Source organism: Streptomyces sp. AK08-02 (genome assembly GCF_033795085.1).
Taxonomy (GTDB): domain Bacteria; phylum Actinomycetota; class Actinomycetes; order Streptomycetales; family Streptomycetaceae; genus Streptomyces; species Streptomyces echiniscabiei.
This window is the reverse complement of record NZ_JARAZV010000024.1, coordinates 89,209-114,891: the sequence shown is the minus strand read 5'-3', so window position 1 is coordinate 114,891 and position 25,683 is coordinate 89,209. Positions and strand designations below refer to the sequence as shown.

19 protein-coding genes are annotated in these 25,683 nt (G+C 70.2%); 12 read left to right on the top strand and 7 right to left on the bottom strand.

What is annotated here, in order from left to right:
- The first annotated feature begins 164 nt into the window (after nucleotides 1–164).
- The 6 genes from PV734_RS39620 (at nucleotide 165) to PV734_RS39595 (ending at nucleotide 6,470) form a co-directional block, all read left to right on the top strand.
- A complete protein-coding gene (locus tag PV734_RS39620; protein WP_319095294.1) occupies nucleotides 165–920 on the top strand; it encodes a GOLPH3/VPS74 family protein in 756 nt (251 codons plus the stop codon).
- Nucleotides 921–1,435: 515 nt separating this feature from the next.
- On the top strand, nucleotides 1,436–2,293 hold the full coding sequence (locus PV734_RS39615) for a helix-turn-helix transcriptional regulator (RefSeq protein WP_319095295.1): 858 nt from the start codon (nucleotides 1,436–1,438) through the stop codon (nucleotides 2,291–2,293).
- Between the two features lie 226 nt (nucleotides 2,294–2,519).
- Nucleotides 2,520–2,729 carry a DUF397 domain-containing protein gene (locus PV734_RS39610; protein ID WP_006380954.1) on the top strand — a complete coding sequence of 70 codons (210 nt, stop codon included), beginning with the start codon at nucleotides 2,520–2,522 and terminating at the stop codon, nucleotides 2,727–2,729.
- 193 nt (nucleotides 2,730–2,922) lie between these two features.
- Nucleotides 2,923–3,780, top strand: coding sequence for a hypothetical protein (locus PV734_RS39605; protein WP_319095296.1), 858 nt, complete (start codon nucleotides 2,923–2,925; stop codon nucleotides 3,778–3,780).
- Between the two features lie 162 nt (nucleotides 3,781–3,942).
- Nucleotides 3,943–4,728 carry an SDR family oxidoreductase gene (locus PV734_RS39600; RefSeq protein ID WP_319095297.1) on the top strand — a complete coding sequence of 262 codons (786 nt, stop codon included), beginning with the start codon at nucleotides 3,943–3,945 and terminating at the stop codon, nucleotides 4,726–4,728.
- A 185-nt stretch (nucleotides 4,729–4,913) separates the two neighbouring features.
- A complete protein-coding gene (locus PV734_RS39595; protein ID WP_319095493.1) occupies nucleotides 4,914–6,470 on the top strand; it encodes a sodium:solute symporter family protein in 1,557 nt (518 codons plus the stop codon).
- A 368-nt stretch (nucleotides 6,471–6,838) separates the two neighbouring features.
- Here the strand turns inward: PV734_RS39595 and PV734_RS39590 are convergent, their stop codons facing one another.
- Both PV734_RS39590 and PV734_RS39585 read right to left on the bottom strand, forming a co-directional pair.
- Nucleotides 6,839–7,972, bottom strand: coding sequence for an ADP-ribosylglycohydrolase family protein (locus tag PV734_RS39590; protein WP_319294252.1), 1,134 nt, complete (start codon nucleotides 7,970–7,972; stop codon nucleotides 6,839–6,841).
- Between the two features lie 164 nt (nucleotides 7,973–8,136).
- Entirely contained in the window at nucleotides 8,137–11,532 is a 3,396-nt protein-coding gene (locus tag PV734_RS39585) for a tetratricopeptide repeat protein (RefSeq protein ID WP_319294250.1), read from the bottom strand.
- 148 nt (nucleotides 11,533–11,680) lie between these two features.
- Between PV734_RS39585 and PV734_RS39580 the strand changes: the two genes are divergently transcribed.
- On the top strand, nucleotides 11,681–12,226 hold the full coding sequence (locus PV734_RS39580; RefSeq protein ID WP_319294248.1) for a DUF2165 domain-containing protein: 546 nt from the start codon (nucleotides 11,681–11,683) through the stop codon (nucleotides 12,224–12,226).
- 13 nt (nucleotides 12,227–12,239) lie between these two features.
- Here PV734_RS39580 and PV734_RS39575 read toward each other — a convergent pair whose 3' ends face one another.
- Nucleotides 12,240–12,809 carry a hypothetical protein gene (locus tag PV734_RS39575; protein ID WP_319294246.1) on the bottom strand — a complete coding sequence of 190 codons (570 nt, stop codon included), beginning with the start codon at nucleotides 12,807–12,809 and terminating at the stop codon, nucleotides 12,240–12,242.
- 127 nt (nucleotides 12,810–12,936) lie between these two features.
- Complete coding sequence (locus PV734_RS39570; RefSeq protein ID WP_319294244.1) at nucleotides 12,937–13,815, bottom strand: calcium-binding protein; 879 nt, start codon at nucleotides 13,813–13,815, stop codon at nucleotides 12,937–12,939.
- Nucleotides 13,816–14,085: 270 nt separating this feature from the next.
- On the opposite strand from PV734_RS39570, the gene PV734_RS39565 reads away from it, so the two are divergent.
- Nucleotides 14,086–15,474 (top strand): glycoside hydrolase family 43 protein, encoded by a 1,389-nt coding sequence (locus tag PV734_RS39565; RefSeq protein WP_319095303.1) that lies wholly within the window; start codon nucleotides 14,086–14,088, stop codon nucleotides 15,472–15,474.
- 343 nt (nucleotides 15,475–15,817) lie between these two features.
- Here PV734_RS39565 and PV734_RS39560 read toward each other — a convergent pair whose 3' ends face one another.
- Nucleotides 15,818–17,128: a glycoside hydrolase family 30 beta sandwich domain-containing protein gene (locus tag PV734_RS39560; RefSeq protein ID WP_319294242.1), complete on the bottom strand. Its 1,311-nt coding sequence runs from the start codon at nucleotides 17,126–17,128 to the stop codon at nucleotides 15,818–15,820.
- Nucleotides 17,129–17,401: 273 nt separating this feature from the next.
- On the opposite strand from PV734_RS39560, the gene PV734_RS39555 reads away from it, so the two are divergent.
- The 3 genes from PV734_RS39555 (at nucleotide 17,402) to PV734_RS39545 (ending at nucleotide 20,251) form a co-directional block, all read left to right on the top strand.
- Nucleotides 17,402–18,460 carry an amidohydrolase family protein gene (locus PV734_RS39555; RefSeq protein ID WP_319095305.1) on the top strand — a complete coding sequence of 353 codons (1,059 nt, stop codon included), beginning with the start codon at nucleotides 17,402–17,404 and terminating at the stop codon, nucleotides 18,458–18,460.
- Between the two features lie 73 nt (nucleotides 18,461–18,533).
- Nucleotides 18,534–19,226, top strand: a complete 693-nt coding sequence (locus PV734_RS39550; RefSeq protein WP_319294240.1) for an RNA polymerase sigma factor — start codon at nucleotides 18,534–18,536, stop codon at nucleotides 19,224–19,226.
- Entirely contained in the window at nucleotides 19,223–20,251 is a 1,029-nt protein-coding gene (locus PV734_RS39545) for a CU044_5270 family protein (protein ID WP_319294238.1), read from the top strand. Before PV734_RS39550 ends, PV734_RS39545 begins: the two co-directional genes overlap by 4 nt.
- Nucleotides 20,252–20,354: 103 nt before the next feature.
- Here the strand turns inward: PV734_RS39545 and PV734_RS39540 are convergent, their stop codons facing one another.
- The gene (locus tag PV734_RS39540) at nucleotides 20,355–22,970 is read right to left on the bottom strand and encodes a bifunctional FO biosynthesis protein CofGH (RefSeq protein ID WP_319294236.1); all 2,616 of its coding nucleotides are present in this window, start codon (nucleotides 22,968–22,970) and stop codon (nucleotides 20,355–20,357) included.
- Between the two features lie 110 nt (nucleotides 22,971–23,080).
- Nucleotides 23,081–23,926 carry an LLM class F420-dependent oxidoreductase gene (locus PV734_RS39535; protein ID WP_319095309.1) on the bottom strand — a complete coding sequence of 282 codons (846 nt, stop codon included), beginning with the start codon at nucleotides 23,924–23,926 and terminating at the stop codon, nucleotides 23,081–23,083.
- A 193-nt stretch (nucleotides 23,927–24,119) separates the two neighbouring features.
- Here PV734_RS39535 and PV734_RS39530 point away from each other — a divergent pair, with 193 nt between their 5' ends.
- A complete protein-coding gene (locus tag PV734_RS39530; RefSeq protein ID WP_319294234.1) occupies nucleotides 24,120–25,667 on the top strand; it encodes a CehA/McbA family metallohydrolase in 1,548 nt (515 codons plus the stop codon).
- The last annotated feature ends 16 nt before the right edge of the window (nucleotides 25,668–25,683 follow it).

The following is a 25,683-nucleotide window of genomic DNA, read 5'->3' as shown; positions in this document are numbered from 1 at the left end:
AACAACACTGTCCGAACCGCCTACCAGTGTCCTGTGCGCGACCTTGACTCCTGCGGTAGACGAGAACGACATACCTACTGGTTCCACAACGAACCGGTCACGCCCTCTCGACAGATGAATGTGAGAGGGGTCACCCTGTCATTCATCCACGCGGGGAGGCATGGATGGGCAGGAGCCGCAGATCAATTCCGGAAGAGCTTCTTCTGCTGGCGTTGGACCCGGCCACGGGTACCACCGCACAGCCGCAGTCGCTCGACCTCGGTCTGGCCGGAGCACAGCTAGTGGAGCTGGCGATGGCCGGACGAATAGCCCCGGACGGGGATCGTATCGCCGTGGTAGTTCCACGGCCGACTGGAGATCCAACACTCGACAGTGCGTTGGAACTGCTTCGCCGACGCGGAGCACCCGTACGCGCGGTCAACTGGATTGGCGGGCCCCGCCTGGGGCTGCGTCAGACCTACCTCTCGCATCTTGAGCGGTGCGGCATGGTGCATGCCGTGGCGGGACAGATGTGCGGGGTGCTGCCGACAACTCGCTATCAGGCGACGGACACGGAGATCAGCCGGGAGATCAGAGCCCGACTGGACACCGCCATCCGCACCGGCGTCCCGCCGGACCCGCGGACGGCAGCGCTCGCCGCGCTGGCCCATGCGGTCGGTCTCGGCAAGCACCTGTATCCGGGTAACGAGGGACGTTCGTCCCGCTCCCGGCTGCGGGACCTGATCCGGCACGACCCCATGGGCGGTCTGGTGGCCCACGCTGTCATGGACGTGCAGAACGGCGTCGCGGTCCAACCGCGCCGCAGCCCGGCACCGGCCGGCCGTCAGGCCGCCCCCGGAACCAGGCCCGCACCGGAGCCCGCACGCGGCGTTCCGATGCAACCGCACCGCGGATCCATGGTGCGCGCCGTGGCTCACTGAGCCGCAGTCCCACGGCGAACACCCGTTCCGCGAGGCACCCGCACGCGCACCACGCAAGACCTCAACAGCGCCGCACCGCAGTCCCCAAGACCGGTTCGGGAGCCGTCGGCCCGCGCGGGTCGGTGAGGAAACGTAAGGATGTCCGCACGGACTCCGACACGGCCCTCACCGCCCCGCGCGGCCGCATGTCCGGGCCCGGTCGCCCTGCGCATGCACCCGGCATGCACCCGGCAGATACCCGGCGGGGACACAGTGGGCACCCGACAGGCAACGGGCAGGCACACAGCGGGCATTCGGCACATGGCGTCCGGCACATGCGGGTCCGGAGACGACCGGAAACCGCCCCGGAAGGATAAGCGGAATCCGCCGAACTGGCGTGTACCGCGCGCATATCTCCCGCCTCGGCACCGCATATCCGCAGTTTCCCAGCGGTACCACGCACCTTGGTGGCAGTCTGCTCAACAGCAGATACGGAAAGTGGCAAGTACAGGCACGCAGCCGGAGGTGCACGTCCCATGGCGTCCAACGTCAATCCCACCGTCAGGCGACGCCGACTCGGCCAGGAGCTGCGCAGGCTGCGCGAACAGAAGGGCATGACGGCCGAAGAGGTCGCCGAGCGGCTGCTGGTCTCCCAGTCGAAGATCAGCAGGCTGGAGAACGGCCGCCGCAGCATCAGCCAGCGCGATGTCCGCGACCTGTGCGGGGTGTACGAGGTCGAGGACCAGCGGATGGTCGACTCCCTGATGGAGATGGCCAAGGACTCCCGCCAGCAGGGCTGGTGGCACGCGTTCGGGGACGTCCCGTACAGCGTGTACATCGGACTGGAGACGGACGCGGCGTCGCTGCGCGTCTACGACCCCCAGGTCATCCCGGGGCTGTTGCAGACCCGCCCGTACGCGGAGGCCCTCATCACCGGCGCGCTGCCGGAGACGGCCTCCAGCGACATCGACAACCGGGTCCAGGTCAGGCTGCGCCGGCAGGAACGAATCACCGCCGTGGAGAATCCGCTGCGCCTGTGGACGGTGCTCGACGAGGCGGCGTTGCGCCGGGTCGTGGGCAACAAGCTGCTGATGCGGGAGCAGTTGGAGTCCCTGGTCGAGCAGTCGCAGCTGCCGCACGTCACGGTGCAGGTCATCCCCTTCGAGATGGGCGCGCACCCGGGCCTCAACGGCCAGTACGCGATCCTGGAGTTCCCGGACGCGGCCGATTCCAGCGTGGTCTACATCGAGGGCGTCACCAGCGACCTCTACCTGGAGAAAGCGCAGGACGTTCAGAAGTACAGCGTCATGTACGAACACTTGCGGGCACAGGCCCTGAACGTGGACCAATCCCGGCAATTCATCGCGGACTTGGCGAAAGAGTACGCACGCTGACGCCCTTGAGAAGCAAGGGCCGCACAGTACACCTCCGCCTCACGCCAGTGGAAGACCCGGCTGGTATATGCCACCCGGTCGAGTGAACGGTTGGTCCGCATAAGGGCGTTGGCGAGTAGCGTCGATCAGGCCATCGAGGAACAACGTTGGCGCAAACCGTGCCGAGGGCTCCGCAGGGGCCCTCCGTCGGCGACAGCAACTCACCCCTGGTCAAAGCGGAGCGAACATGGCAATTCAGCAAGGCGCCACGAGCACCTGGACGAAGTCCTCGTACTCCACGGGCAACGGCGCGTGTGTCGAGGTCAAGTCCCCGGTTCTCGCGGCGATGTCGGTCCGGGACTCCAAGGTCCCGGCAGGTCCGACCCTGGCTTTCCCGGCCGACTCATGGAACTCGTTCGTGGCAGAGATCAGCCGGGGAGCGTCCGACCTCATCTGATGCTTCACCGCCACTTCTCACAACTCCATAAGCAGCACAGGAAGAGCCCTCTCGACTGGCCCGCCGTCCTGGCCGAGGGGGCTCGGCCATGCCCGGCCACGCCCGGTCGGGCCCGCCGCCCTCAACCGAACTCCGGACGGAGTCGAACGGAATCCCTCTCCTAATCTGACGCCCAGTCAGGTACACCGGACTCATGACAGAGGATGCGACGCACACAGACGAAACCCGCAGCCGCACGTACGCGGAACTGGCCGCCGTCGGCCCCTACGGAGCCGACCTCGGACATGCCCTGATCACCATGGTCGAGCCGCACCCGGGCCACGAACGCCAGTACAACCGCTGGTACGAAGACGATCACTTCATCGCCGGCGCGATGGCCATGCCGTGGATGTACGCGGGCCGCCGCTGGGTCGCCACCCGGGACCTCCAGCTCCTGCGCTATCCCGAGACCTCCGCCGTCGCACAGCCCGTGACGGCAGGGTGCTACATATCCGTCTACTGGATGACCGCCGGCCGCTACGCCGACCACATGCGGTGGACCGTCGGCATCAACAAACGCCTCAACCGCGACCACCGGGTCTTCCAGGACCGTACGCACGTCTTCACCGCCTTCCAGGACCACCTCACCACCGTCTACCGCGACGGCGACCAGGGCCCCCGCGACATCCACGCCCTCGACCATCCCTACGCCGGGCTCGTCGTCCAGGTCGTCGACGCCGGCTCCCCCGGCGAGCGCGGGGAGTTGCTCGCATGGCTGCGCGACGACCACCTCCCGAAGCGGCTGGCCGGCTCCCCGGCGGCCATGGTGACCGTCTTCGCGCCGACCCCGCTGCCTCTGGACCGGATGGCCTACGTCAAGCAGGTCGAAGGGGTGGGGACCCGGCTGACCCTGCTGTGGTTCCTCCGGCAGGATCCCCGCGAGAGCTGGCAGGAGCATTTCGCGGACCTGGACACGGCGGTGGCCGCTTCCGGCCTCGGTGAGGTGCAGTTCGTCGCGCCGTTCATCCCCACGATCCCGGGCACGGACCGTTATGCGGACGAACTTCGGTGACCACTGTGGACACTCCGGGTGCCCTCTCCCTTCCCGGCTGCACCCATCCCCATCGCCATCCCCATCCCCATCTCCATCCCCTCCCCTCCTCTTCCTTCCTCCTTCGGACGCCCATATTCTGACGCTCCGTCAGATAATCCGTCAGAGTCGGGGAGGGCTTCGATGTCGCTGCTCACAGGGAAGACCGTGGTCGTCTCGGGTGTCGGTGCCGGGCTGGGGCGTCAGGTCGTGGCGGCTGTCCTGCGGGACGGGGGGAACGTCGTGCTCGGGGCGCGTACCGAGGCGCACCTCGTGAAGACCGCCGCCGAGCTGGATCCGGACGGGGCGCGGACGGCGTACCGGACGACCGACATCACCGACGAGGGGCAGTGTCAGGCGCTGGCCGCGCTGGCGTGCGAGCGGTTCGGGCGGATCGACGGGGCCGTCCATGTCGCCGCCTGGGACAGCTACTTCGGGGGGATCGAGGACGCGGACTTCGAGAGCTGGGCGGGCGTCGTCGACGTGAACCTGCTGGGCACGCTGCGGATGACGCGGGCCTGTCTGCCGGCGCTGAAGGAGCGGGGCGGGAGCGTGGTGTTCATCGGGACGCAGTCCGCCGTGGCCGCGCCCTCGCAGGTGCGGCAGGCCGCGTACGCCGCCTCCAAGGGGGCGTTGACGAGCGCGATGTACTCGCTGGCCCGGGAGCTGGGACCGCATCGGATTCGGGTCAACACCGTGCTGCCGGGGTGGATGTGGGGCCCGCCGGTGGAGGCGTACGTGCGGTTCACGGCCCAGGGGGAGGGGGTGCCGGAGACCGAGGTGCGGCGGCGGCTCGCGGAGCGGATGGCGTTGCCCGAGCTGGCCACGGACGGGGATGTCGCGGACGCGGTGGTGTTCCTGGCGTCGGAGCGGGCTCGGGCCATCACCGGACAGTCGTTGCTGGTGAACGCGGGTGAGCTGATGCGGTAGCCGATATTCCGCCAATCTCCCAGTGGTCGCGCTGAGTTCATGGACATGAACCGAGGTCAGTGCGGCGAACTTCTTTACTCCCTCTTGACCATACGGGCTGTTGTCGCTGCCATGCCAGCGAATCGACGATGAGCGGGCGCTCGACACCCCCGCTCGACCTGCTCGACGCCCCTGGGAGGGAGCACATGAACGGTCTCGACTGGACCGTGCTCATCGCGTACTTCGGTGTGATGGTCGCCATCGGTGTCTGGTCCCACAAACGGGTCGACAACGTCAGCGACTTCTTCACCGCGGGCGGGAAGATGCCCTGGTGGCTGTCCGGCATCTCCCATCACATGTCCGGATACAGCGCGGTGATGTTCACGGGTTACGCCGGTATCGCGTACACGTACGGCGTCACGTCCTTCGTCACCTGGTCCTTTCCCATCGCCCTCGGTATCGCCATCGGCTCCAAGCTGTTCGCGCCGCGCATCAACAGGTTGCGGTCCCGGCTGCATGTGGCGTCCCCGCTGGAGTACCTGAAGAACCGGTACGACCTGAAGACACAGCAGGCGCTGGCCTGGTCCGGGATGCTGCTGAAGATCGTGGACGTGGGCGCCAAGTGGGCCGCCATCGCCACCCTGTTGTCCGTCTTCACCGGCATGTCCCTCAACCAGGGCATCCTCATCACCGGTGCGATCACCGCCGTCTACTGCACGATCGGCGGGCTCTGGGCCGACGCACTCACGGAGTTGGGGCAGTTCGTCATCCAACTCCTCGCCGGTATCGCCATGTTCGTGGCCGTCGTCAGCAAACTCGACGACCACGGAGGGTTCTTCGGGGTCTGGGACGAGCCCGCACTGCAGGGTCACGGCAAGCCGCTGGTTGGTCCGTACGGCACGGTCTTCCTGCTCGCGTTCCTCTTCATCAAGCTGTTCGAGTACAACGGCGGCATGCTCAACCAGGCTCAGCGGTACATGGCCACGGCCAGTCCGAAGGAGGCCGAGCGGTCCGCGCGGTTGTCGGCGGTCCTGTGGCTGGTCTGGCCGGTGGTGCTGTTCTTCCCGATGTGGATGTCACCGCTGCTGGTCCAGTCGCAGAAGCCGGACGGTTCCGACTCCTACGCCCTGATGACCGAACAGCTCCTGCCACACGGCTTGTTGGGGCTCGTCATCGTCGGCTTCTTCTCCCACACGATGGCCATGTGCTCGTCCGACGCGAACGCCATCGCCGCCGTCTTCACCCGGGACGTCGCTCCGGTGGTCTGGAAGCGGGCGCGGGCCTGGTCGGACTCGTCCGGGCTGGTCGCGGCGCGGGTGACGACGGTCGTCTTCCTCGGGCTGTCGATGGCCGCGGCGACGCAGGTCAATTCCCCCGCGTTCAAGGACATCATCACGGTCGTCATCAAGTGGGTGGCCGGTCTGATGGGTCCGATGGCGATTCCGATGATGCTGGGGCTGCTGCGGCCGTTCCGGCGGTCGGGGCCGACGGCGGCGCTGGGCAGCTGGTCGATGGGGCTGCTCGCCTTCTGGCTGGTGAACTACCCGATCAACTGGAACGTGGACGGCGGGGTGCCGCTCCAGTACCAGGTGTCGATCCCGTTGGCCGTGTCGCTGGTGCTGTACATCCTGATCGGTTTCCTGCGGCCCGAGGACACGCCTGAGCGGTTGGCGATCATCGAGACCGTGAACACGGACGGGGACGGTAGCGGGAGTTCGTCGGTGCGGGTGGCTGTTCCGGAGGTGGCGCCCGTCCGGGAGTGAGGGTGCGGGTAGGGGTGCCGGGGGGTTTCTCGCCCCCGCCGCCCCTACCCGTCCCATCCCGTTCCTGGGGGCTGCGCCCCCAGACCCCCCTCCGGCCCTGAACGGGCCTTGTCCTCAAACGCCGGACGGGCTGGAGGTGCGGGCCGGGGCTGGAGGGGCGGCCTGGGCTGTAGGCGCGGTGGGGGCGGGTGGGCGGGAAAGAAGGACCGGCTGGACAGGCCTCGTCCTCAAACGCCGGACGGGCTGGAAATGCGGGCCGGGGCTGGAGGGTGCGGCCTGCGCTGCAGAAGCGGTGGGGGCGCGTGGGCGGGAAAGAAGGACCGGCTGGACAGGCCTTGTCCTCAAGCGCCCACGGGCTGAAAGCCTCCTCACGCCCGTGGGTATCGTGCGAGCCAGCCCGGTGAGGATCCTGCCGGGCCGTGCAGGGCCGGGCCCTGGGTCATCTCCATGGCGAAGTCGTCGGCGATGACCAGCATCGTCGGTCGGCCCTCCAGTTCCGCCAGCCAGGCGGGCGGGAGGGCCGTCTCGCCGTGCAGGGCGCCCAGGAGGCCGCCGGTCAGGGCGCCCGTCGCGGCCGAGGGGCCGCCGTGGTTGACCGACAGGGACAGACCGTGGCGGACGTCCTCGCCGACCAGCGCGCAGTACACCGCCACGGACAGGAGGCCCTCCGCCGTGCCGACGCCGGCCAGGTCCGTGACCCGCGCGGGGGACGGGATGCCCTGGCGTACGGCGCCCAGGGCCCGCTGGAGGGCCTCCGCCACCTGCTGGTGGCCGGGTCTGGCCGCGAGCAGGGCCAGCGCCCGCTGCACCGCCGCGTCGAGGCTCTCGCCCCGCGCCAGGCCGTGCACGATCACGGCGTACGCGCCCGCCGCCAGGTAACCCGTCGGGTGGCCGTGGGTCTGCGCGGCGCACTCCACCGCCAGCTGCATCACTAGCTGCGGCTCCCAGCCGACCAACAGCCCGAACGGGCCCGAGCGGGCCGCCGCCTCCACGCCCCCCTCGCCGGGGTTCTTCGGCGCGTCCAGGGTGCCCATCGTCTCGTCGCCGAGGCCGAGCAGACAGGCCAGGGCCGGGTCGCGGCGGGCGTACAGCCACTCCTCGCGGGCCAGCCAGCCGTCCTCCTTGCGCCGTTCGTCGGGCCCCCAGTCGCTCTGGGTGGCCGCCCAGCGGCGGTAGGCGCGGTGCAGATCGGTCGGCGGGTGCCAGGCGCCGGTGTCGCGGCGCACCTGGGCGCGGATCAGGCCGTCCAGGGTGAAGAGGGTGAGCTGGGTGATGTCGGTGATCGCACCGCGTCTGCCGTACGCGAACGCCAGATCGGTGAGGCCATCCGCGCCGTACGCCTCGTGGATGGAGTCGAGGGTGAGTCCTTCGAGCGGGGCGCCCAGGGCGTCGCCGAGAGCCGCGCCGAGCAGTGTGCCGCGGACCCGGCTGCGGAAGTCCTGCTGTTCGGAGCGGCCCCAGATCGCGCCGGACGCGGCACCGGTCACTCCACCGGATGTCATCACGCCCACCTCGGACCTCCCTCACAGCAGCGTTCGTACGATTGACAGCTCAGCACTGTAATCGACCGGGAACGGTCTGCTCAGGGCCCGGATTGGTATGCGGAACATGGCCCGACTGGGCATGAGTGGTCCCAGCTGGTCACCAATCGGGAGCCTTACGCCCGTCAGCGCGCGTACCGTCCGCCGATCGCGTCCCGTGCCTCCCGCACCCGCGCCAGCCGTACGGCGAGCCGTTCCGCCTCCTCCGGCGAACCGCCCGGTGCCCGCGCCAGCTCGCCCAGCAGGTCGGCCAGCCACGCCACGTCCACCCACTCCCGCCTTCCCGCGAGCAGGCCGGCGAGATGCTCGTCCAGGTCCGCCCAGTCGCCGAGACCCGCCGCGATCACCGCGTGCAGGAAGTCGGAGGCGCCCTCGGTCAGCTCCCAGCCGGAGGCCAGCCGCTCCGCCTCGCGCCAGACCGGGCGGGCGGCGTCCTGACCCAGTTCCCCGGCGACCGCGAGGGCGAGGCAGAAGACGCCCCCGGCCTCGTGCAGGGCGCGCATCCGGTCCGCCGTCTCCCGTGCGGCCCGCCACTCCCCCGCCCTGCGCTGGGTGCGGGCCAGCTCCTCCAGGCCGGCCGGCTCCACGAGCCCGAGCCGCGCGGCCTCCGCGAGCGCCGCCGCCGCGTCCTCGGGGCGCCCGTCCAGGAGGTGGATCTGCGCGAGGGTGTGGTGCGCCCAGGCCAGGTCGTCGCCGATCACGAGATAGCGGTTCAGGTCGGTACGGGCATCCTCGGGGCGGCCCACCGCCAGCAGGGTCATGATCCGGCGCATCAGATGCCAGGCCCCGTCCGGGTCGAGCGCGACAGCCCGGTCCAGATCCGCCAACGCCTCGCCGTAGAGCCGCAGTTCGTGCAGTACGGCGCCACGGCAGCCGACCGCCCACACACTGCCCGGGAACAGTGCGAGCGCCTGGTCCAGGTCGGCGCGCGCCTCCTCGAACCGGCCCAGACAGCGCAGCGCCTCGCCCCGGTTCCACAGGGCCCACGCGCTCTCCGGCTCCAACTCAACGGCCCTGTCGGCGTCTTCGTACGACGCCTCGTACCCGTCGGTTCTCCGGTGCACCACCGAGCGCTGCACCAACGCCCAGGGATACGCCGGATGCAGTGCCAGCGCCCTGTCGAGGTCGGCCAACCCCCCTTCGTGGCGGCCGAGTCGGCTGTGGGAGACGCCCCGGCTGGCGTACGCCGACGCGTAGGCCGGGTCGAGTTCGAGGGCTCGGTCGTAGTCGGCGAGCGCCTCGGTGTCGCGGCCGGCGACCCGGAGCGCGTCGCCGCGCTGGCACCAGACCCAGGCCAGCTCGGGGCCGAGGGCCACCGCCCGGTCGAGGTCGGCGAACTGACGGTCGTGTTCCTCTCGCGAGCGGTGCACCCTGGCCCGCCGGACCAGCGCCCACACGTGCTCGGGGTCCAGTTCGAGGGCCCGGTCGAGGTCGGCGAGGGCCTGTTCGGTGTCGCCGGTGCCGTGCCGGGTGACACCTCGGGAGGCCCAGGCGCCGGCCAGGTCGGGGCCGAGGGCGACGGCCCGGTCCAGGTCACGGACCGCTTCCTCGTGGTGGCCGAGGATGCGGTGGTAGTCGCCGCGTACGAAGAGGACGCGGGCCGTGTCGGGGGCGAGCCGGTCGGCGCGGTCGAGGTCGGTGATGGCGGCGGCGTAGTCGCGCTGTTCGGCGCGGGTGACACCCCGGCCGTAGTAGGCGCGCTCCAGCTCCGGATCGAGTGCGAGGGCCTGTTCGTACTCGCCGAGGGCCCTCTCGTAGGCCCCGCTCAGCCGCAGTTCGCGCCCGCGCAGCATGCGTGCGACGGCCTGCCCGCGCGAGTCGAGCCCGGCCCGGCCCAGGAGAAGCGCGAGCGCGCGGAGCACTCCGCCGGCCTCGCCCTCCTCCCCGCCGGCCTCGTCACCGGCGCCCTCCCCCTCCTCCGCGAGCGCTTCGAGGAGGTCGTGTCCCCAACTTCGTACCGTCGAGGCCTCGTTGTCGTCCCCGGCCTCCACCAGCACCCGGGCCAGGCGCCGGGCGACCACCTCCCCGTGGTCGCAGGCGTCGACGACGTCCCGCAGGACAAGGGGCAGCGCGGTACGGGGGGACGCGCACAGCAGGTGGTACGACTCCGCGAACCGCAGCTCCCGCCACTCCTCCGTCGCCCACAACTCATCGGCGAGGAGATGCACTTCGGCCTCGGCTCGCCAGGCGGCGAAGGTGTCGGCCAGCCAGGTGTGCTGCTCGGCCCAGCGGCGCGGGGAGCGGCGGCGCTGGAGACGGAGCATGGGTGTTCGTACGACGTCGTGGTACTGGACCCGGTCACCCCGGTCGCTCACGAAGGGCAGCTCCCTCAACCACGCGAACAGCAGGTCGAGTTCGGCCTCGGTCCGGGCGTGCGCCGGGGCGGGGAGGGCGGCCCGGAAGATGTCCGCGTCCAGGCGCCGGGGCAGTGCGCAGGCGAGGGCGGCGGCCCGGCGCAGCGGGTCGGACTCCCACTTCAGGAACCGTTCGACGGCGGTCGCGCTCGGGTCGCCGATGTCGTCCGGGTCGGCGGGGCGGGCCGCGGCGAGGGTCGACACCAGCACCGGCAGCCCGCCGGTGAGCCGCAGCACCTCCTCGACGACCGGCTCGTCCGTCACGCCCCTGTCGGCGAGCAGTCCACGCGCCTCGGCCTCCGTGAACGGCCCGAGGGGCACCTCGGTGACGAAGTCGGCGAAGCCTCCCCAGCGTCCCGTGTCGAAGGGCCGCTGACCGGCGGTGACGAGGACGAGGTTGGCGGGGAAGGAGAGATCGCCGTAACGGTCGGTGGTCATGATGTCGTGCAGCCAGCCGTCGAGGAACGGGCCGGTGCGCTCGTACGTGTCGAGGAACAGGACGATCCAGGGCACGGCCGCGCAGATGTCGTCCAGCTCGGCGAGCAGCACCGGCGTGAGGACGCGCTCGGGCGCGAGGACGAGCTGTACGTCGTCCTGGTTGCGCAGCCGGGCGGCGATCCCGGCCCGTACCCGGTCGGCGCCCTGGGCGATCCGGTCGGCGTCGAATGCGCCGGCGAACGGTCCGACGACGGGGATGAGTCCGGCGCCGACGAGCCCGATCCGGGCGGCCGTCAGACTGCCGGCCGAGGCACCGGCGGCCGAGGCACCCTCGGGCTGCGGTTCGAGGCTCGCGACGGCGGACTCGGCCTCGTGCCGCCGCTCACGATGGGCCGCGAGGAGCCGCTCCAGTTCCTTGAACCGCCTTCCCTGGGCGGCGAACTGACGGCACATCACCGCCAGCGCCTCCGGCACGCTGCCGGCGCCCTCGTCGACGTACGCGGTGAGCGCGCCGCGCTCCTTCGCCTGCTGCTCCAACTCCCTCACCAGGAACGTCTTTCCGACGCCGGCGTTGCCGTGCACATGGAAGCGGAAGTGGTGGCGTTCGTCGTCCGGCGGCAGGTCGAAGTTGGCCCGGAAGGCGGCCCGTTCGGCGCTGCGGCCGACGAAGCCGGCCCGTCTGCGCTGCTGGATCAGCTGCCGCATCGACGGCCGCGGGGCCTGAGCCATCCGTACGTCTCCCTGTGTCGTGGTGAGCGTGTCGTCGTGAGCCTTTTGCCGCGTCCACCAGTCTGACCCAACTCCCCTTCGGTGAACGGGAGGTCAACGGGGCGGGGGACATGGAGACGGCGTACGGGCCACTCCATAGAGTTGCCTCATGACCACAACAGGTACCCCCCACTCCACGCGTGCCACTCCCCCCACACACACCGCGCTCACCCTCGCCGCGACCGTGTTGACGGCGACCGTCGCGCTCTACATCGCCCTCGTGGCGCTCGGCAACATCACCGACTTCGGCTCCAACCAGCAGTTCGTACGGCATGTCCTCGCGATGGACACCACGTTCAAGGACGACGACCTGATGTGGCGGGCCATCACGTCGAAGGGCCTGGCGGACGCGGCGTACGTGGCGATCATCGTGTGGGAGACGCTCGCCGCGTTCGTCCTCGTCGCCGGTACGTGGCTGTGGGTCCGCCGCGACGTGGAACGGGCGCGGAGCGTCTCGACGTACGGCCTGCTGATGCTGATGCTGCTGTTCGGCGCCGGTTTCATCGCGATCGGCGGCGAGTGGTTCGCCATGTGGCAGTCGGACGACTGGAACGGCCTGGACGCGGCGACACGGGTGTTCCTGCTGAGCGGCGTGGTGCTGCTGGTGCTGCACCTGCCGTCGGGGACACCCCGAGCGGCGGCCGAGGAGTCGTAGGAAGCGGCGCCGGCTACTCGACGACCGTCACCTCGGTGCCCGTGTCCCCGAAGGCCCACAGGGCGGTGCCGTCCGCCTTGGACATGCGGATGCCGCCCGTCTGGACGCCGGACGCGGGCTGCGGTGAGGCGCCGTCGACGGCGTTGGAGAAGGCGATCGAGAGCCCGGACCCGGTGGCGAAGAACATGACGTGCTCGATCGGGACGCCGTCGGAGCCGGTCCGGGCCTCGACCCGCTGCCCCACCGTGTACTTCCCCGGGTCCGGGCTCACCGAGCCCGGCCACACCGCGAACGTACGACGGGTCTGTTCGCTCGCGTCGACCAGCCAGACCCGCTTCTGCCCGAGCGAGTAGACGACCCGCCGCCCGGTCCCCGAACCGTCCGGCACGGCCACCTCGACGGGCTTGGTGGGCTTGGCGGAGGGCTTCGCCGACGCGGAGGCGTGGGGCCTGGCGGCGGCGGCGTTGTGGGGGTGCGGACCTTGTTCGGCCTTCACCGCCAGCACACCGACGGCGGCGACCGCGCCCAAGGTCAGACCGGTGACCCAGACCGATGAGGGAAGCCGTCGGGCAGCCACGGTCACGCATCTCCTCAGCAACGGAACCCGCCGCCGGGTCCTCCGCCGGGGGTCGGATCATCGTACTCCGACGCGCATGCTCTCCCTGGCCGGAAAGGAGGTCAGCGAGAGCATCGACCCGGCGGTTCCGGTGTCAGTCCTGGTGGACGACGTTGCGGCCGGGGCCGCCGCTGAGGGTGTCCCTGCCAGGACCGCCGTACAGCTTGTCGTTGCCGCTGTTGCCCTGGATCGTGTCGTTGCCGCTGTTCCCGTAGAGGATGTCGTTGCCGGGGCTGCCGTAGATCAGGTCGTTGCCGGCGCCGCCGCGGACCGTGTCGTTGCCGTCGCCCCCGGTCAGGATCTGCCGGCCCGCACCTCCTTGGACGAGGTCGTTGCCCTTGCCCCCGTCCACGCGGCTTCCCTCGCCGTCGGCAGAGATCGTGTCGTTGCCGTCCTGGCCCCAGACACGCCCCTTGCCTTGCACGGTGATGTTGTCGTTGCCAGGTCCGCCGTAGACCAGGTTGCCGTCTTTGCCACCGGTCTGGATCGAACTGTCGTTTCCGGTGCCCAGGTCGATCGCGACTGCGTACATGCCCTGATCGGCGTTCCTGTTGACGGTGACGGTGTCGTTGCCGTCGCCGAGTTTCATGGTCAGCGCCACATACTCCGCGTCGCTGGCATAGGCGTACAGGTCGCAGAGGACTCTGGTGCGGTCTGCGGGGTCGGGGTAGCGGCAGGAGTCCCCGGGAGCATCGATCGGAACCACGTCGTCGATGGTGAAGTAGAGCGAGAGTGACATGCCGCCGTCCATCGTCGCGTCGACTTTCGCCTTGTTGGTCTGACCCGGCGCCGCTGTGTAAACGAAGGGGACGCCACCAGGACCCCTCGTCAAGGTGGCCGCCTGTTCCGCGGCGCCCGCAGAGGCGGGCAGGGCGACCAGGGCGGTCAGTGCGGTGGTGGCCGCCAGAGTCAGGGCCGAGGCTGCGCGGAGTGCCTTTCGGCCGGCGCGGCGGCCTGCGGGGCGAGAGGGCATTGCACAACCTCCATGAGGAGCGAACGTTTTCAACACCCCCAGGTGACTCACGGCGCGCACAGAGGGTTGCCCAAAGAATCCCCACAGCCTTGCCAGAGTGATTGACGAGCAGGGTGGGGCGATCTACCTTCTGATCGACTTTCCGAACCTAGTTCGAAATTTCGGCCAATTCGCCTGTCTGGCTGCGCCTTTCACGTGCCCGATCCCCACCGATCGCGCAGCCGCTCACTCCCCTCCCGGACCCGCACCCACCCCCGCTTGGAGACACAGATGAGCGCACGACCCCAGCCGTCCCGCCGCCTCTTCCTCGGCATGGCCGCCACCGCTCCGCTCGCCGCGTCCGGCGTCCTGACCCTCGGCGCCGGCACGGCCCACGCGGCCGACTCGGCGTACGTGATGTGCTACTTCACCGAGTCGACGAGCCTCGGCCTGGGCACCGACTACGGCCTTCACCTGGCTGTCAGCACCGACTCGCTCAACTGGACGCCGCTGAACCAGAACAACCCCGTGGTGACCCCGACCGCGGGCGCCCTCGGACTGCGCGACCCGTTCCTCATGCGCAAGCAGGACGGCACCTTCGTCGCCATCGCCACCGACCTCAAGGGCACGGACTGGTCGTACAACAGCCAGTACATCCATGTCTGGGACTCGGCCGACCTGCGCACCTTCACCGGCTACCGGCGCCTCAAACTCCACGACATGACCACGCACAGCTGGGCGCCCGAGGCGTTCTGGGACGCGGGCCGGGGCCAGTACGCGGTGATCTACTCGGCGGTCAACTCCAGCGGCCACAACGTGATCATGGTCAACTACACGAGCGACTTCGTCACGGCGTCGGCGCCTCAGGTCTTCTTCGACCCCGGCTACGACATCATCGACGGTGACATGGCGGTCGGGGTGGGCGGCTACAACTACCTGTTCTTCAAGAAGAACCAGACGCTGGTGTCGGCACGCTCCACGACTCTCGACCCCGGCAGCTTCACCGAGTACAGCGCGGGCGTGGCACACGGCGGCACGGAAGCGCCGACCGTCTTCAAGTCGCTGTCGTCGAACACCTGGTACCTCTGGGGCGACACCTACACCCCCAACGGCGTCTTCTACGCCTGGCAGACCTCCGACCTGGCCTCCGGCACCTGGACCGCGCTCGACCAGAAGACCTACACCCAGCCGGTCAACTCCAAGCACTGCGGCATCACGACGATCACGACGACCGAGTACAACAACCTGCTCACCAAGTGGGGCGCACCGGCCTGGAACCGCCTCAAGTCGTACAACTATCCGGCCCGTTACGTCCGCCACGCCAACTACGTGGGCCGCATCGACGAGTACCCCTTCGACCTGTACACCGACTCGGAGTGGAAGCTCGTCCCGGGTCTGGCGGACAGCACCGGTGTCTCGTTCCAGTCGGTCAACTACCCCACGCGCTACCTCCGGCACTACAACTACGCCCTCCAACTCGACGTGAACGACGGCACGTCGACCTTCGCGGGTGATGCGACGTTCTACCGGACGGCGGGCCTCGCGGACTCCACCTGGGCCTCCTTCCGGTCGTACAACAACCCGACGCGGTACATACGTCACTCGAACTACGTCCTGCGCATCGACCCGATCTCGACGACCACGGAGAAGCAGGACGCCACCTTCCGGGTGGGGTACTGAGGCCGGAGGGCCTGCCGAAGACTCCTCGACGGGGCTTGACTCGGCCCGGCGATCGGGAGGGCTGAGTCGGCCCACAGGGGGTAGCAAACCTGTGGGAGGCGCTCGCCGGTTTCGAGGTCCGGTTCGAGGGCTGGTATCGAGGGATGGTGTGGCATGCCGAGCATGATCGAACGGATCAAGCAGTTCGCAAGGAGCCCTCAGGGGCGTCGCGCGGTCGAGCAGGCGCGTCGGGCCGCAGCCGACCCGCGTCGGCGAAGCCAGGCCAAGCGCCTGCTGAGCAAGTTCCGAGGCCGTCACTGACAACCCGTCGTGGTCTGCCGCCCGCATCCCGCCCCGGGGGCGGTCAGCCCGTCACGAACGTCGTCACGCTGCGAGCGGGCAGCGTGGCGGTGAAGGAGCCGTTCGACACGCCGGACGCGCCCTGCGGCGCGACGTTCCTGCTCCCGTCGGTCACCCATGACGAGACGCTGGCGAGCGTGCCGCTCGCCAGCGTGAACTGCTGACTCACCGCGGAGGCGCCCTTGTTGACGGCGACGACCACGACCGCGGAGCCACTGCCCCGGTACGCCGAGACGTAGACGTCCGACGCCGGTTTCGCCGTCGCCTCGATCCGCACGTGTCCGGGCCGGACGAACCTGGCGAACTGGGCCATGCAGGCGCCGCGCTTGCTGATCCCGCCGTCCTCGCGCATGGGACCGTAGCCGCGCCGGATGTACCACCAGATGTACGCCTGGAACTCGGCGTCCACCATGGCGTGATGGATGTGCTCCCCCACGTCGAGCGCCCGGGGCCAGAGGTCCGCCGAGTCGGTGCTGTTCGGGTAGTAGACCTCGGTCATCCAGAGTTCCTTGCCCGCGCCCTTCTGCTTGAACAGGGGGTAGGGGAAGTTCGCGTACGGCGTGCCGTAGAGGTGGGCCCCGATCACGTCCACGTTGGCGAGCGCCGCCGAGTCGTTCAGGATCGGGTCCGACATGTTCTTCAGGTACTGGAACGACTCCGGCGCGATGACCCTGGTGCCGATCGAGCCGGCGTTCTCCCGCAGGAAGCGGGTCATTTCCGCAGGGGTCCACCATGTCCAGTCCTGCGCGTAGTCAGGCTCGTTCTGCACTGATATGGCGTACAGGTTCACGCCGTTGTTCCGCAGGTAGGTGGTGAAGTCGTTGAGATGCTGGGCGTAGGCGCCGTACATGTCGTACCTGAGGCGCCGGGCGTTGGTCTGGCTGCCGTGGACGAAGGTCTCGACCATGGAGGCGGGAGGATTCCACGGCGACGCGATGACGGCCGCCCCGAGTTCGACCGCGCGTTTCGCCGTCGCCAGGTCACGGCTCCAGGCCGCCCGGTCCTCGGGTACCGGGATCCGCAGCAGCGACAGTCCGAGCCGTCCCTCTCCCGTGCCGAACGCCGTGTCCCGCTGGGCAGTTGTGAGGTCGCCGATCCAGGCCGTGTGGTTCATGCCTCCGAAGCCCCGGATCGTCTGGCGGCGCGCTGCCGGATCGATGACCACCGCGGCGGCTGTCGCCGCGCCGACTCTCGAAACACCGGCGGCCGACGCCGCGACGGTGAGAACCGGCAGGGCCCCCATCGTCGCCAGAACACTCCTGCGACTCGGCGCTCCCTGGTGCCCGTTCACGGGCCCACTCTGCCTGTGCGTCATTTCTCCTCCTGGCTACCTACTCCGATCCGGACTGCCTCGCTCCAATGGGAGCGCTCCCACAAGGAAAATACGATTCCACAACGCGCCATTCTCGACGTGCGGGACTGTGCGGGCCCGTGCCCGGATCCACCCTCGGATCCTCACAGCCCACGGGCCGAGGAGCGTGGACCACAACCTCGGGGTACGGCGGGGAGACAGCCGTCCGTCCTTCCGGCACATCCAGCGGGACGCTAGATTCCGATCAGGTTACTGACCAGGAAGGGGCAGCCGACCGTGGTGTTCAAGGTACGAGGTGTCGTACTGCCCGAGCGGGAGCAGCGGACCTTCTGGATCGACCGGGGCCGGTTGTGGACCGAGCCCGTTCCGGAGGCGGGTTCTGATGCCGAACTCGTCGTGGACGGCGGCTGGTTGCTGCCCGGGCTCGTCGACGCCCACACCCACCCCGGTGCGGAGGGCGTCGAGGACCCGTTCAGCGACGAGACGCTACGTCGGCACCTGACCGACCACCGGGACGCCGGCGTGCTGCTCGTGCGCACGCCAGGATCCGCCGCCCGTATCCCGGCCTGGGTGGACGAGGATCCGGAGTTGCCGCGCGTCCGCTCGGCGGGGCGTTGGCTGGCCACGCCCGGCCGGTTCTTCCCCGGGTTCGGGCGGGACGTGAGCGAGGCCGGCCTGGTGGACGCCGCCGTCGAGGAGGTCAGGGCGTCCTCGGGCTGGTGCAAGGTCATCGCCGACTGGAAGTACGACGCGCCCGCCTTGCCCCTGGAGATTCTCACCGCCGTGGTGGAGGCGGTGCACTCCGTCGGCGGCCGGGTCGCCGCGCACTGCCAGACCGCCGACGGCTGCCGCAACGCCGTGCTGGCCGGGGTCGACAGCCTGGAGCACGGGATGCATCTGGACTCCGGCCTGATCGATCGGATGGCGGCCCAAGGGACCGCGCTGGTACCGACGTTGAGCGTCTTCGGCGCCGGTGCCGAGCGGCGGCGGGCCGCCGGGCCGAGCGCCGCCCGGGACTGGTGGCTGGCCGGATGGGAGGGCATGCTGCCCACCGTCCGGGCGGCGCACGAAGCCGGTGTCACCGTCCTGGCCGGCACGGACAGCTTCCCGTGCGGCACCGTCGCCTCCGAGGTCGAGTGGCTCGTACGGGCAGGTCTGCCGGCGGAAGAGGCACTGGGCGCGGCATCGTGGTCGGCCCGGTCCTGGCTCGGCCTGCCCGGTCTGGTGGACGGAGCTCCCGCCGATCTCGTCGCCTACGACACCGACCCGACACGAGACGCATCCGTGCTCGCCCGTCCGAGCCGGATCATCCTGCGGGGTCGGGTCGTCGCCTGACAGAGAGACCGAGAGACAGACAGGTGTGAGCGCAGTCACAGGGACGGGAAGTGCCGGGCGGACAGGGCTGGTTGTGGAACTTTCCCTACGTGACCGGATACGGGCCCGTGATCCCGAGGCCTTCGCCGAACTGTTCGGGGCGCATGCCAGGGCCGTTTACGGCCATGCCGCCCGGCTGACCGGGGACCGGGGGCTCGCGGAGGACGTGGTGTCCCTGACCTTCCTGGAGGCGTGGCGACTCCGGGAGAAACTGAGACCCGGGGACGCCGCCCTCGATGTTGTGGAGGGAGGCGATGGGCTGCGGTCCTGGCTCTTCGGTATCAGTACCAACGTCCTGCGCAACACCCGCCGGGCAGCCCGTCGGCACAGCGCCGCGCTTGCCCGGCTGCCCGAACGCCCGGCGGGCCTCGATACCGTGCCCGACTTCGCCGACAGTGTCGTCGGGCGCATGGACGACGCCGAACGGCTCGCCGCCGCCCGTACCGCGCTCGGCCGGCTCCGTAGACCTGAGCGGGAAGTGTTCGCGCTGTGCGTCTGGTCGGGGCTGAGCTACGCCGCGGCGGGCGAGGCACTCGGCGTACCTGCCAGCACCGTACGTTCGCGGCTCGCCCGGGCCAGGGGACGTCTTCGGCGCCTGGCGGAGGCGGAGTTGGCGAGGCGAGCGTCCGGCGCCCTCGTCGAAGAACCGAGACTCACCCCTCGTACCGGACAGGTACCGGGTGGCCGCACCGAAGCGGCCCGGTCGACACAGGAGAACCCCCGATGAACCGCATGAAGCGTGAGCAGCGCGTGGAGCGCCTGGAGGGCGCAGAGCGCGAGGCACTGGCCGAGCTGCTGCCGAGTCCGGGGGAACCGGTCCTGTCGAGCGACCGCAACGACCTGCTGAGGGACCATCTGATGCGAGAGTTCACCCAGGAAATCCAGGAAATCCAGGAGATACGGGAGACGCGGGAGACGGGGAGCGCCCCGGCGGCTGCCCCCGGCGTGCATGAGTCCGCTGCCCGCCCCTGCTCCCGGCCCCGTCGCCGGTTCGCCATGATCGCCGTACCGCTGGCCACGGCCGTCCTGGTCGCCGGTGCTGTCGTCGTCGGGGCCGTCGTGTCCTCGCCCCCCGAGCCCGATCGGCGGGCCGTCGACCTCCTGAACCGCATCGCCACGGTGGCCGCCGCGAAGACGCCGGTGAGTGTTCGCGACGACCAGTACGTCTATGTAAGGTTCCTGGGCTCCCTGGAGATCACCGAGGTGCCGGACAGCGGCCTCCAGATCTTCCGCCGCGTGGACTGGACCGCCGTCGACGGCAAGCGCCTCGGACTGGCCCGCACCACGGTGCTGTCGGGCCCGAACCTCCCGGGGGTCCGCACCCCGAAGGGCGTCCAGGAGGACATGACGCTGAGCGCCGACCCGAACGTGACCACGTACCGCGAGCTGGAGGCGCTGCCCACCGACCCCGACGCGCTCCTCAAGAAGATCTACGCCGACACCGGGAACAGCGACTCGGCCGACCGGGGCCAGGCCCTGGAGCTGATCGGCGACATGCTCGACACCGCGACGCTCCTGCCCGAGGTGAACGCCGCGCTGTATCGCGCCGCGGCGAAGATCCCGGGCGTCTCGGTCGTCGAGAACGCCAGGGACCTGTCCGGCCGTCGGGGAATCGGCCTGCGCTTCAAGGACCGCGACGACCACGAGACCTGGGTCTTCGACAAGGAGTCCCTGGCCTATCTGGGCTCGGACGAGAGCGCCCTGCTCGGCACCGGGATCGTCGACAAGGTCGGCGACACACCGGGTGGTTGAGTCCCGGTCGGGCGGCTGCCGGCACCGCCGGTGCCGGAGCACGACTCCAGCACCGGCAAGCGGCGATCGTCAGGCCGTCGCCCGCACCGTCAGTCCAGCACCGTCAGTCCAGCACGGGCAACAGTTCCGGCAGATGTCCGTCCGACAGGGCCGCCGCGCGCTGCCGTTCCTCCGTGACCTCCCCGTAGAGGGTGGTCCGGGGCTTCGCCGGCCGCCCGGCCGCCTCCGCCACCGCGATCAGGTCCTTGACCGACTTGTAGGAGCCGTAGGACGACCCCGCCATACGCGAGATCGTCTCCTCCATCAGCGTGCCGCCCAGGTCGTTCGCGCCCGAGCGGAGCATCTCCGCCGCGCCCTCGGTCCCCAACTTGACCCAGCTGGTCTGGATGTTGGGGATGTGGGTGTGCAGGAGGAGACGGGCCATGGCGATAACCGCACGGTTGTCGCGCATCGTCGGGCCGGGGCGCGCGATGCCCGCGAGGTAGACCGGGGCGTTGGTGTGGATGAAGGGGAGGGTGACGAACTCCGTGAAGCCGCCCGTCTGTTGCTGGATGCGGGCCAGGGTGCGGAAGTGGCCGAGCCAGTGGCGCGGCTGGTCCACGTGCCCGTACATCATCGTGGACGAGGAGCGGATGCCGAGTTCGTGGGCGGTCGTCACCACCTCGATCCATGTCGCCGTGGGCAGCTTGCCCTTCGTCAGGACCCAGCGGACCTCGTCGTCGAGGATCTCCGCCGCCGTGCCGGGGATCGTGTCGAGGCCGGCTTCCTTCGCGGCCGTCAGCCACTCGCGGATCGACATCCCGGTGCGGGTCGCGCCGTTGACCACCTCCATGGGCGAGAAGGCGTGCACGTGCATGCCGGGTACCCGCTCCTTCACCGTCTTCGCGATGTCGAAGTAGGCGGTGCCCGGCAGGTCCGGGTGGATACCGCCCTGCATGCAGACCTCGACTGCCCCGAGTTCCCAAGCCTGTTGGGCGCGGTCCGCCACCTGGTCCAGTGACAGCGTGTACGCGTCGGCATCGGTCCTGCGCTGTGCGAAGGCGCAGAAACGGCAGCCGGTGTAGCAGACGTTGGTGAAGTTGATGTTCCGGGTGACGATGTAGGTGACGTCGTCCCCGACCGCCGACTTCCGTACGTCGTCGGCGACTTGGCACAGCGCGTCCAGCGCCGGACCGTCCGCGTGGAACAACGCCAGCGCCTCGTCGTCGGTGAGCTTCGTCGGGTCGTCGGCCGCCGTGCGCAGCGCCTGCCGTACGTCCGTGTCGATGCGCTCCGGCACCATCCCGGGCGCCGCCGCCTCACGCAGGGCGCCCCAGTCGCCGTACACCTCGTCGAAGTCCTCGCGCCGGTCGGACGTACGGCCTTCGGTGTCGATGGACGCGTGCAGATCGGTGCGGCCGCTGGCGACGAACACCTCCTCCGGCTCCTGCCACGGGTGCCCCTCGACGACCGCGTCCTCGCGGGCGAGGCCCGTCTCCGGGTCGGCGAGTGCCCGTACGTGCGGGAGCAGGCGCGGGTCGAGCCAGGGCTCGCCGCGCCGCACGAACTCCGGGTAGACGCAGAGGCGTTCGCGCATCGCGAAGCCGGCTCCGGCCGATTTCTCCCGCAACTCCTCGATCCGGGGCCAGGGGCGTTCCGGGTTGACGTGGTCGATGGTGAGCGGGGAGACGCCGCCCCAGTCGTCGATGCCGGCGCCGATCAGCCGCTCGTACTCGGAGTCGACGAGGTTGGGCGGGGCCTGGAGGCAGGCCGCCGGGCCCATGATGTGCCTGGCCACCGCCACCGTCGCGACGAGCTCGTCCAGTTCCGCGTCCGGCATGCCGCGCATCGCGGTGTCCGGCTTCGCGCGGAAGTTCTGGATGATCAGCTCCTGGACGGAGTGATAGGCGCGGGAGATCTTGCGGAGGGCGAAGAGCGACTCCGCCCGCTCCTCGTACGTCTCCCCGATACCGATCAGAAGGCCCGAGGTGAAGGGGACGGACGAGCGGCCCGCGTCCTCCAACACCCTGAGCCGTACGGCGGGTTCCTTGTCCGGGGAGCCGTAGTGGGGGCCGCCCGGCTCGGACCAGAGGCGGGTGGCCGTCGTCTCCAGCATCATGCCCATGGAGGGGGCGACGGGCTTCAGGCGCTGGAAGTCCGTCCAGGACATCACGCCCGGGTTGAGGTGGGGCAGCAGGCCCGTCTCCTCCAGGATGCGGATCGAGATGGCGCGGACGTAGGCGATCGTGTCGTCGTAGCCGTGCGCGTCGAGCCACTCGCGCGCCTCCGGCCAGCGGTCCTCGGGCTTGTCGCCGAGGGTGATCAGCGCTTCCTTGCAGCCGAGGGCCGCGCCCTTGCGGGCGATGTCGAGAACCTCGTCCGGGGACATGAACATGCCGTGTCCGGCCCGGCGGAGCTTGCCGGGGACGGTCACGAAGGTGCAGTAGTGGCACTTGTCCCGGCACAGCCGGGTCAGGGGGATGAAAACGCTCTTCGAGTACGTGATGACGCCGGGGCGGCCCGCGGCCTCCAGGCCGGCGTCCCGGACGCGGGCCGCGGACGCCGTGAGGTCGTCGAGGGCCTCGCCACGGGCCTGGAGCAGCACCGCCGCCTCACCGACGTCGAGGGCGACGCCGTCCCGGGCGCGTTTGAGGGCGCGACGCATGGAGTTCTCGGTCGGGCCGGTGGCGCCGCCGGGGCGCTCGGTGGGGCCGGTTCCGGAAGTCTCGGGAGTCGTCATCCTTCGAGCATACGATCGGTTTGATCAGGTCATACAGGACCGCCCTGTCCGTTCTGGGTGCCGAACGTCACAGGGCGGCACTGGCGGCCTCGCGGGTGGAACCCGCCGGGCTACACGTACTCCGCGTACCCGTCCAGCAGGCCCAGCACCTCGGCCTCCCCCGCCGGCGGCAGCTGCACCACGCACTCCTCGATGCCCAGCTCCGCGTAGTGGGCGAGCTTCCCAGGGGTGGGCTGAACGGCGTACGGGACGACCTGGAGCGCGGCCGGGTCGCGGCCCGCGTCCGCCCACACCGACCGCAGCACGGGCAGCGACTCGGACAGCCCGCGCCCGCCGATCGGCAGCCAGCCGTCGGCGTACTCGCTGATGTGGGCGAACAGTTTCGGCCCGGCCGAGCCACCGATGAGGGTGCGGGGCCCGACGACCGGCCCGCGCGCCTTCTGCACCGGCTTGGGATACGCGCTGCTGGCCCGCACACTCCCGAACTCGCCCTCGTACGCGGTCGGTTCGTCCGCCCACAGGGCGCGCATCAGCGCCATCCGGTCCCGGGTCAGCTCGCGCCGCGTACGCCATTCCACCCCGTGGTCGGCGGCCTCCTCGACGTTCCAGCCGTAGCCGAGACCGAGGGTGAAGCGTCCTCCGGAGAGGTGGTCCAGGGTCGCGATCTGCTTGGCGAGGTCGATCGGGTCGTGCTGGGCGACGAGCGTGATGCCCGTGCCGAGGGCGAGCCGCTCGGTGACGGCGGCGGCCTGACCGAGCGCGACGAAGGGGTCGAGCGTACGGCCGTACTCGGGCGGCAGGTCGCCGCCCGCCGGGTACGGGCTGGTCCGCTCGACCGGTATGTGCGTGTGCTCGGGCAGATACAGCCCGGCGAACCCGCGCTGTTCCAGCTCACGGGCGAGTCGGGTCGGGGTGATCGTCTCGTCGGTGAGGAAGATCGTGACGGCTAGGCGCATGGACATATCTGTACCGGGCGGTGCCTTGTCTGTCCATACCGACCGGTCGGCACTGTCGCGCGGCCGGTATGCGCCGCGCGCTCGAAAGATGGCGATTCCCCTGTCTTGTACGCGAGTTCACCGACGGGTACGAGAGTGGACGGAGCACCACTGCGTCACCCACGTCACACCCCGACACCCTGGGAGCAGCGGCATGTGCGAAGACGATCACCACGAGACCGGCCTCGGCAGGCGCGCCCTCTTCGTGACGGGAGCCGCCGCCGCGCTTACGTTGGGAAGCGTGACCTTCTCCGACGGCACCCCGGCCGAGGCGGCCCCGGGCGAGGCGGTCCCCGGCACGGAGACGAAGACGGTACGGGGAACGCTGCCCACCGGCTCGCCCGACTTCGTCTACCTGCCGGTGGACATCCCTTCCGGGGTACGGGAGTTGAAGGTCGCGTACAGCTACGACCGTCCGTCCGTCCCGGCCGGTACCGCGGGCAACGCGCTCGACATCGGCGTCTTCGACCAGCGCGGCACCGAACTGGGCGGCAAGGGCTTCCGGGGCTGGTCGGGCGGGGCGCGCACCGAGTTCTTCGTCCGCGCGGACGACGCCACACCCGGCTACATCCCCGGCCCGGTGAAGGCGGGGACCTGGCACATCGCGCTGGGCCCGTACACGGTCTCCCCGCAGGGCCTCGCGTACGAGATCACCATCACGCTGACCTACGGCGAGCCCGGCGAGGTCGTCGACCCGGTCTACCCGCCCGAGCGGGCCAAGGGGCGGGGCCGGGCCTGGTACCGGGGCGACTGCCACCTCCACTCCTGGTACTCGGACGGCCGCCGCACCCCGGCGGAACTCGCGGCCCTGGCGCGGGCGGCGGGCCTGGACTTCATCAACTCGTCCGACCACAACACGCAGTCCGCACACGCCCATTGGGCCCCGGAGGCGGGCGACGACCTCCTCATCATGCTGGGCGAGGAGGTCACGACCCGCAACGGCCACGTGGTCGCGCTCGGCATCGACCCGGGCACCTTCGTGGACTGGCGCTACCGGGCCCGTGACAACCGCTTCGGCAAGTACGCCCGCCAGATCCGCCGCGCCGGCGGCCTGGTGGTCCCGGCCCACCCGCACGCCACCTGCGTCGGCTGCAACTGGAAGTTCGGCTTCGCGGAGGCGGACGCGGTGGAGGTGTGGAACGGCACCTACTCACCCGAGGACGAGGTCGCGCTCGCGGACTGGGACGGCATGCTGGTGGCGTCCGTGAGAGAGGGCGCGGGCGGCCGGAACTGGATCCCCGCGATGGGCAACAGCGACGCCCACCGCGACCCCGACCCGGTGGGCGTCCCGCAGACGGTGGTCCTGGCCGACGACCTGACCCGGGAGGCGATCCAGGAGGGGCTGCGGGCGGGCCGCTCGTACGTCGCCGAGTCGAAATCGGTCGCCCTCGCCTTCTCCGCCTCCGGCCCGAAGGGCGAACACGCGGACATCGGGGGCCGGTTGAAGGTGGCGAAGGACGCCCCGGTGACGGTCCGCCTGGAGGTGTCCGGCGCCCCGCGCTGCACGGTCCGCTTTGTCACGGACCAGGGCGTCCTGTTCACCAGTGGGGTGTTGCCGGTGACGGGCGCGGGGGTCGTGGAGTGGCGTACGACGGCTCAGTACGCGGCGTACGTCCGGGCGGAGGTGCGGCACGAGGCGGTACTCGCACCTCTGCCCGGGGCGCTGGCGGCGTTCACGAACCCGATCTTCCTGGGGCGGTGACAGGGTCGGATCAGGA

What these genes read in the sequence shown, in the direction of transcription:
- PV734_RS39620 (WP_319095294.1), top strand. Translation starts at nt 165, where the DNA reads ATGGGCAGGAGCCGCAGATCAATTCCGGAAGAGCTTCTTCTGCTGGCG.
- PV734_RS39615 (WP_319095295.1), top strand. Translation starts at nt 1,436, where the DNA reads ATGGCGTCCAACGTCAATCCCACCGTCAGGCGACGCCGACTCGGCCAG.
- PV734_RS39610 (WP_006380954.1), top strand. Translation starts at nt 2,520, where the DNA reads ATGGCAATTCAGCAAGGCGCCACGAGCACCTGGACGAAGTCCTCGTAC.
- PV734_RS39605 (WP_319095296.1), top strand. Translation starts at nt 2,923, where the DNA reads ATGACAGAGGATGCGACGCACACAGACGAAACCCGCAGCCGCACGTAC.
- PV734_RS39600 (WP_319095297.1), top strand. Translation starts at nt 3,943, where the DNA reads ATGTCGCTGCTCACAGGGAAGACCGTGGTCGTCTCGGGTGTCGGTGCC.
- PV734_RS39595 (WP_319095493.1), top strand. Translation starts at nt 4,914, where the DNA reads ATGAACGGTCTCGACTGGACCGTGCTCATCGCGTACTTCGGTGTGATG.
- PV734_RS39590 (WP_319294252.1), bottom strand. Translation starts at nt 7,972, where the DNA reads ATGACATCCGGTGGAGTGACCGGTGCCGCGTCCGGCGCGATCTGGGGC.
- PV734_RS39585 (WP_319294250.1), bottom strand. Translation starts at nt 11,532, where the DNA reads ATGGCTCAGGCCCCGCGGCCGTCGATGCGGCAGCTGATCCAGCAGCGC.
- PV734_RS39580 (WP_319294248.1), top strand. Translation starts at nt 11,681, where the DNA reads ATGACCACAACAGGTACCCCCCACTCCACGCGTGCCACTCCCCCCACA.
- PV734_RS39570 (WP_319294244.1), bottom strand. Translation starts at nt 13,815, where the DNA reads ATGCCCTCTCGCCCCGCAGGCCGCCGCGCCGGCCGAAAGGCACTCCGC.
- PV734_RS39565 (WP_319095303.1), top strand. Translation starts at nt 14,086, where the DNA reads ATGAGCGCACGACCCCAGCCGTCCCGCCGCCTCTTCCTCGGCATGGCC.
- PV734_RS39560 (WP_319294242.1), bottom strand. Translation starts at nt 17,128, where the DNA reads ATGACGCACAGGCAGAGTGGGCCCGTGAACGGGCACCAGGGAGCGCCG.
- PV734_RS39545 (WP_319294238.1), top strand. Translation starts at nt 19,223, where the DNA reads ATGAACCGCATGAAGCGTGAGCAGCGCGTGGAGCGCCTGGAGGGCGCA.
- PV734_RS39540 (WP_319294236.1), bottom strand. Translation starts at nt 22,970, where the DNA reads ATGACGACTCCCGAGACTTCCGGAACCGGCCCCACCGAGCGCCCCGGC.
- PV734_RS39535 (WP_319095309.1), bottom strand. Translation starts at nt 23,926, where the DNA reads ATGCGCCTAGCCGTCACGATCTTCCTCACCGACGAGACGATCACCCCG.
- PV734_RS39530 (WP_319294234.1), top strand. Translation starts at nt 24,120, where the DNA reads ATGTGCGAAGACGATCACCACGAGACCGGCCTCGGCAGGCGCGCCCTC.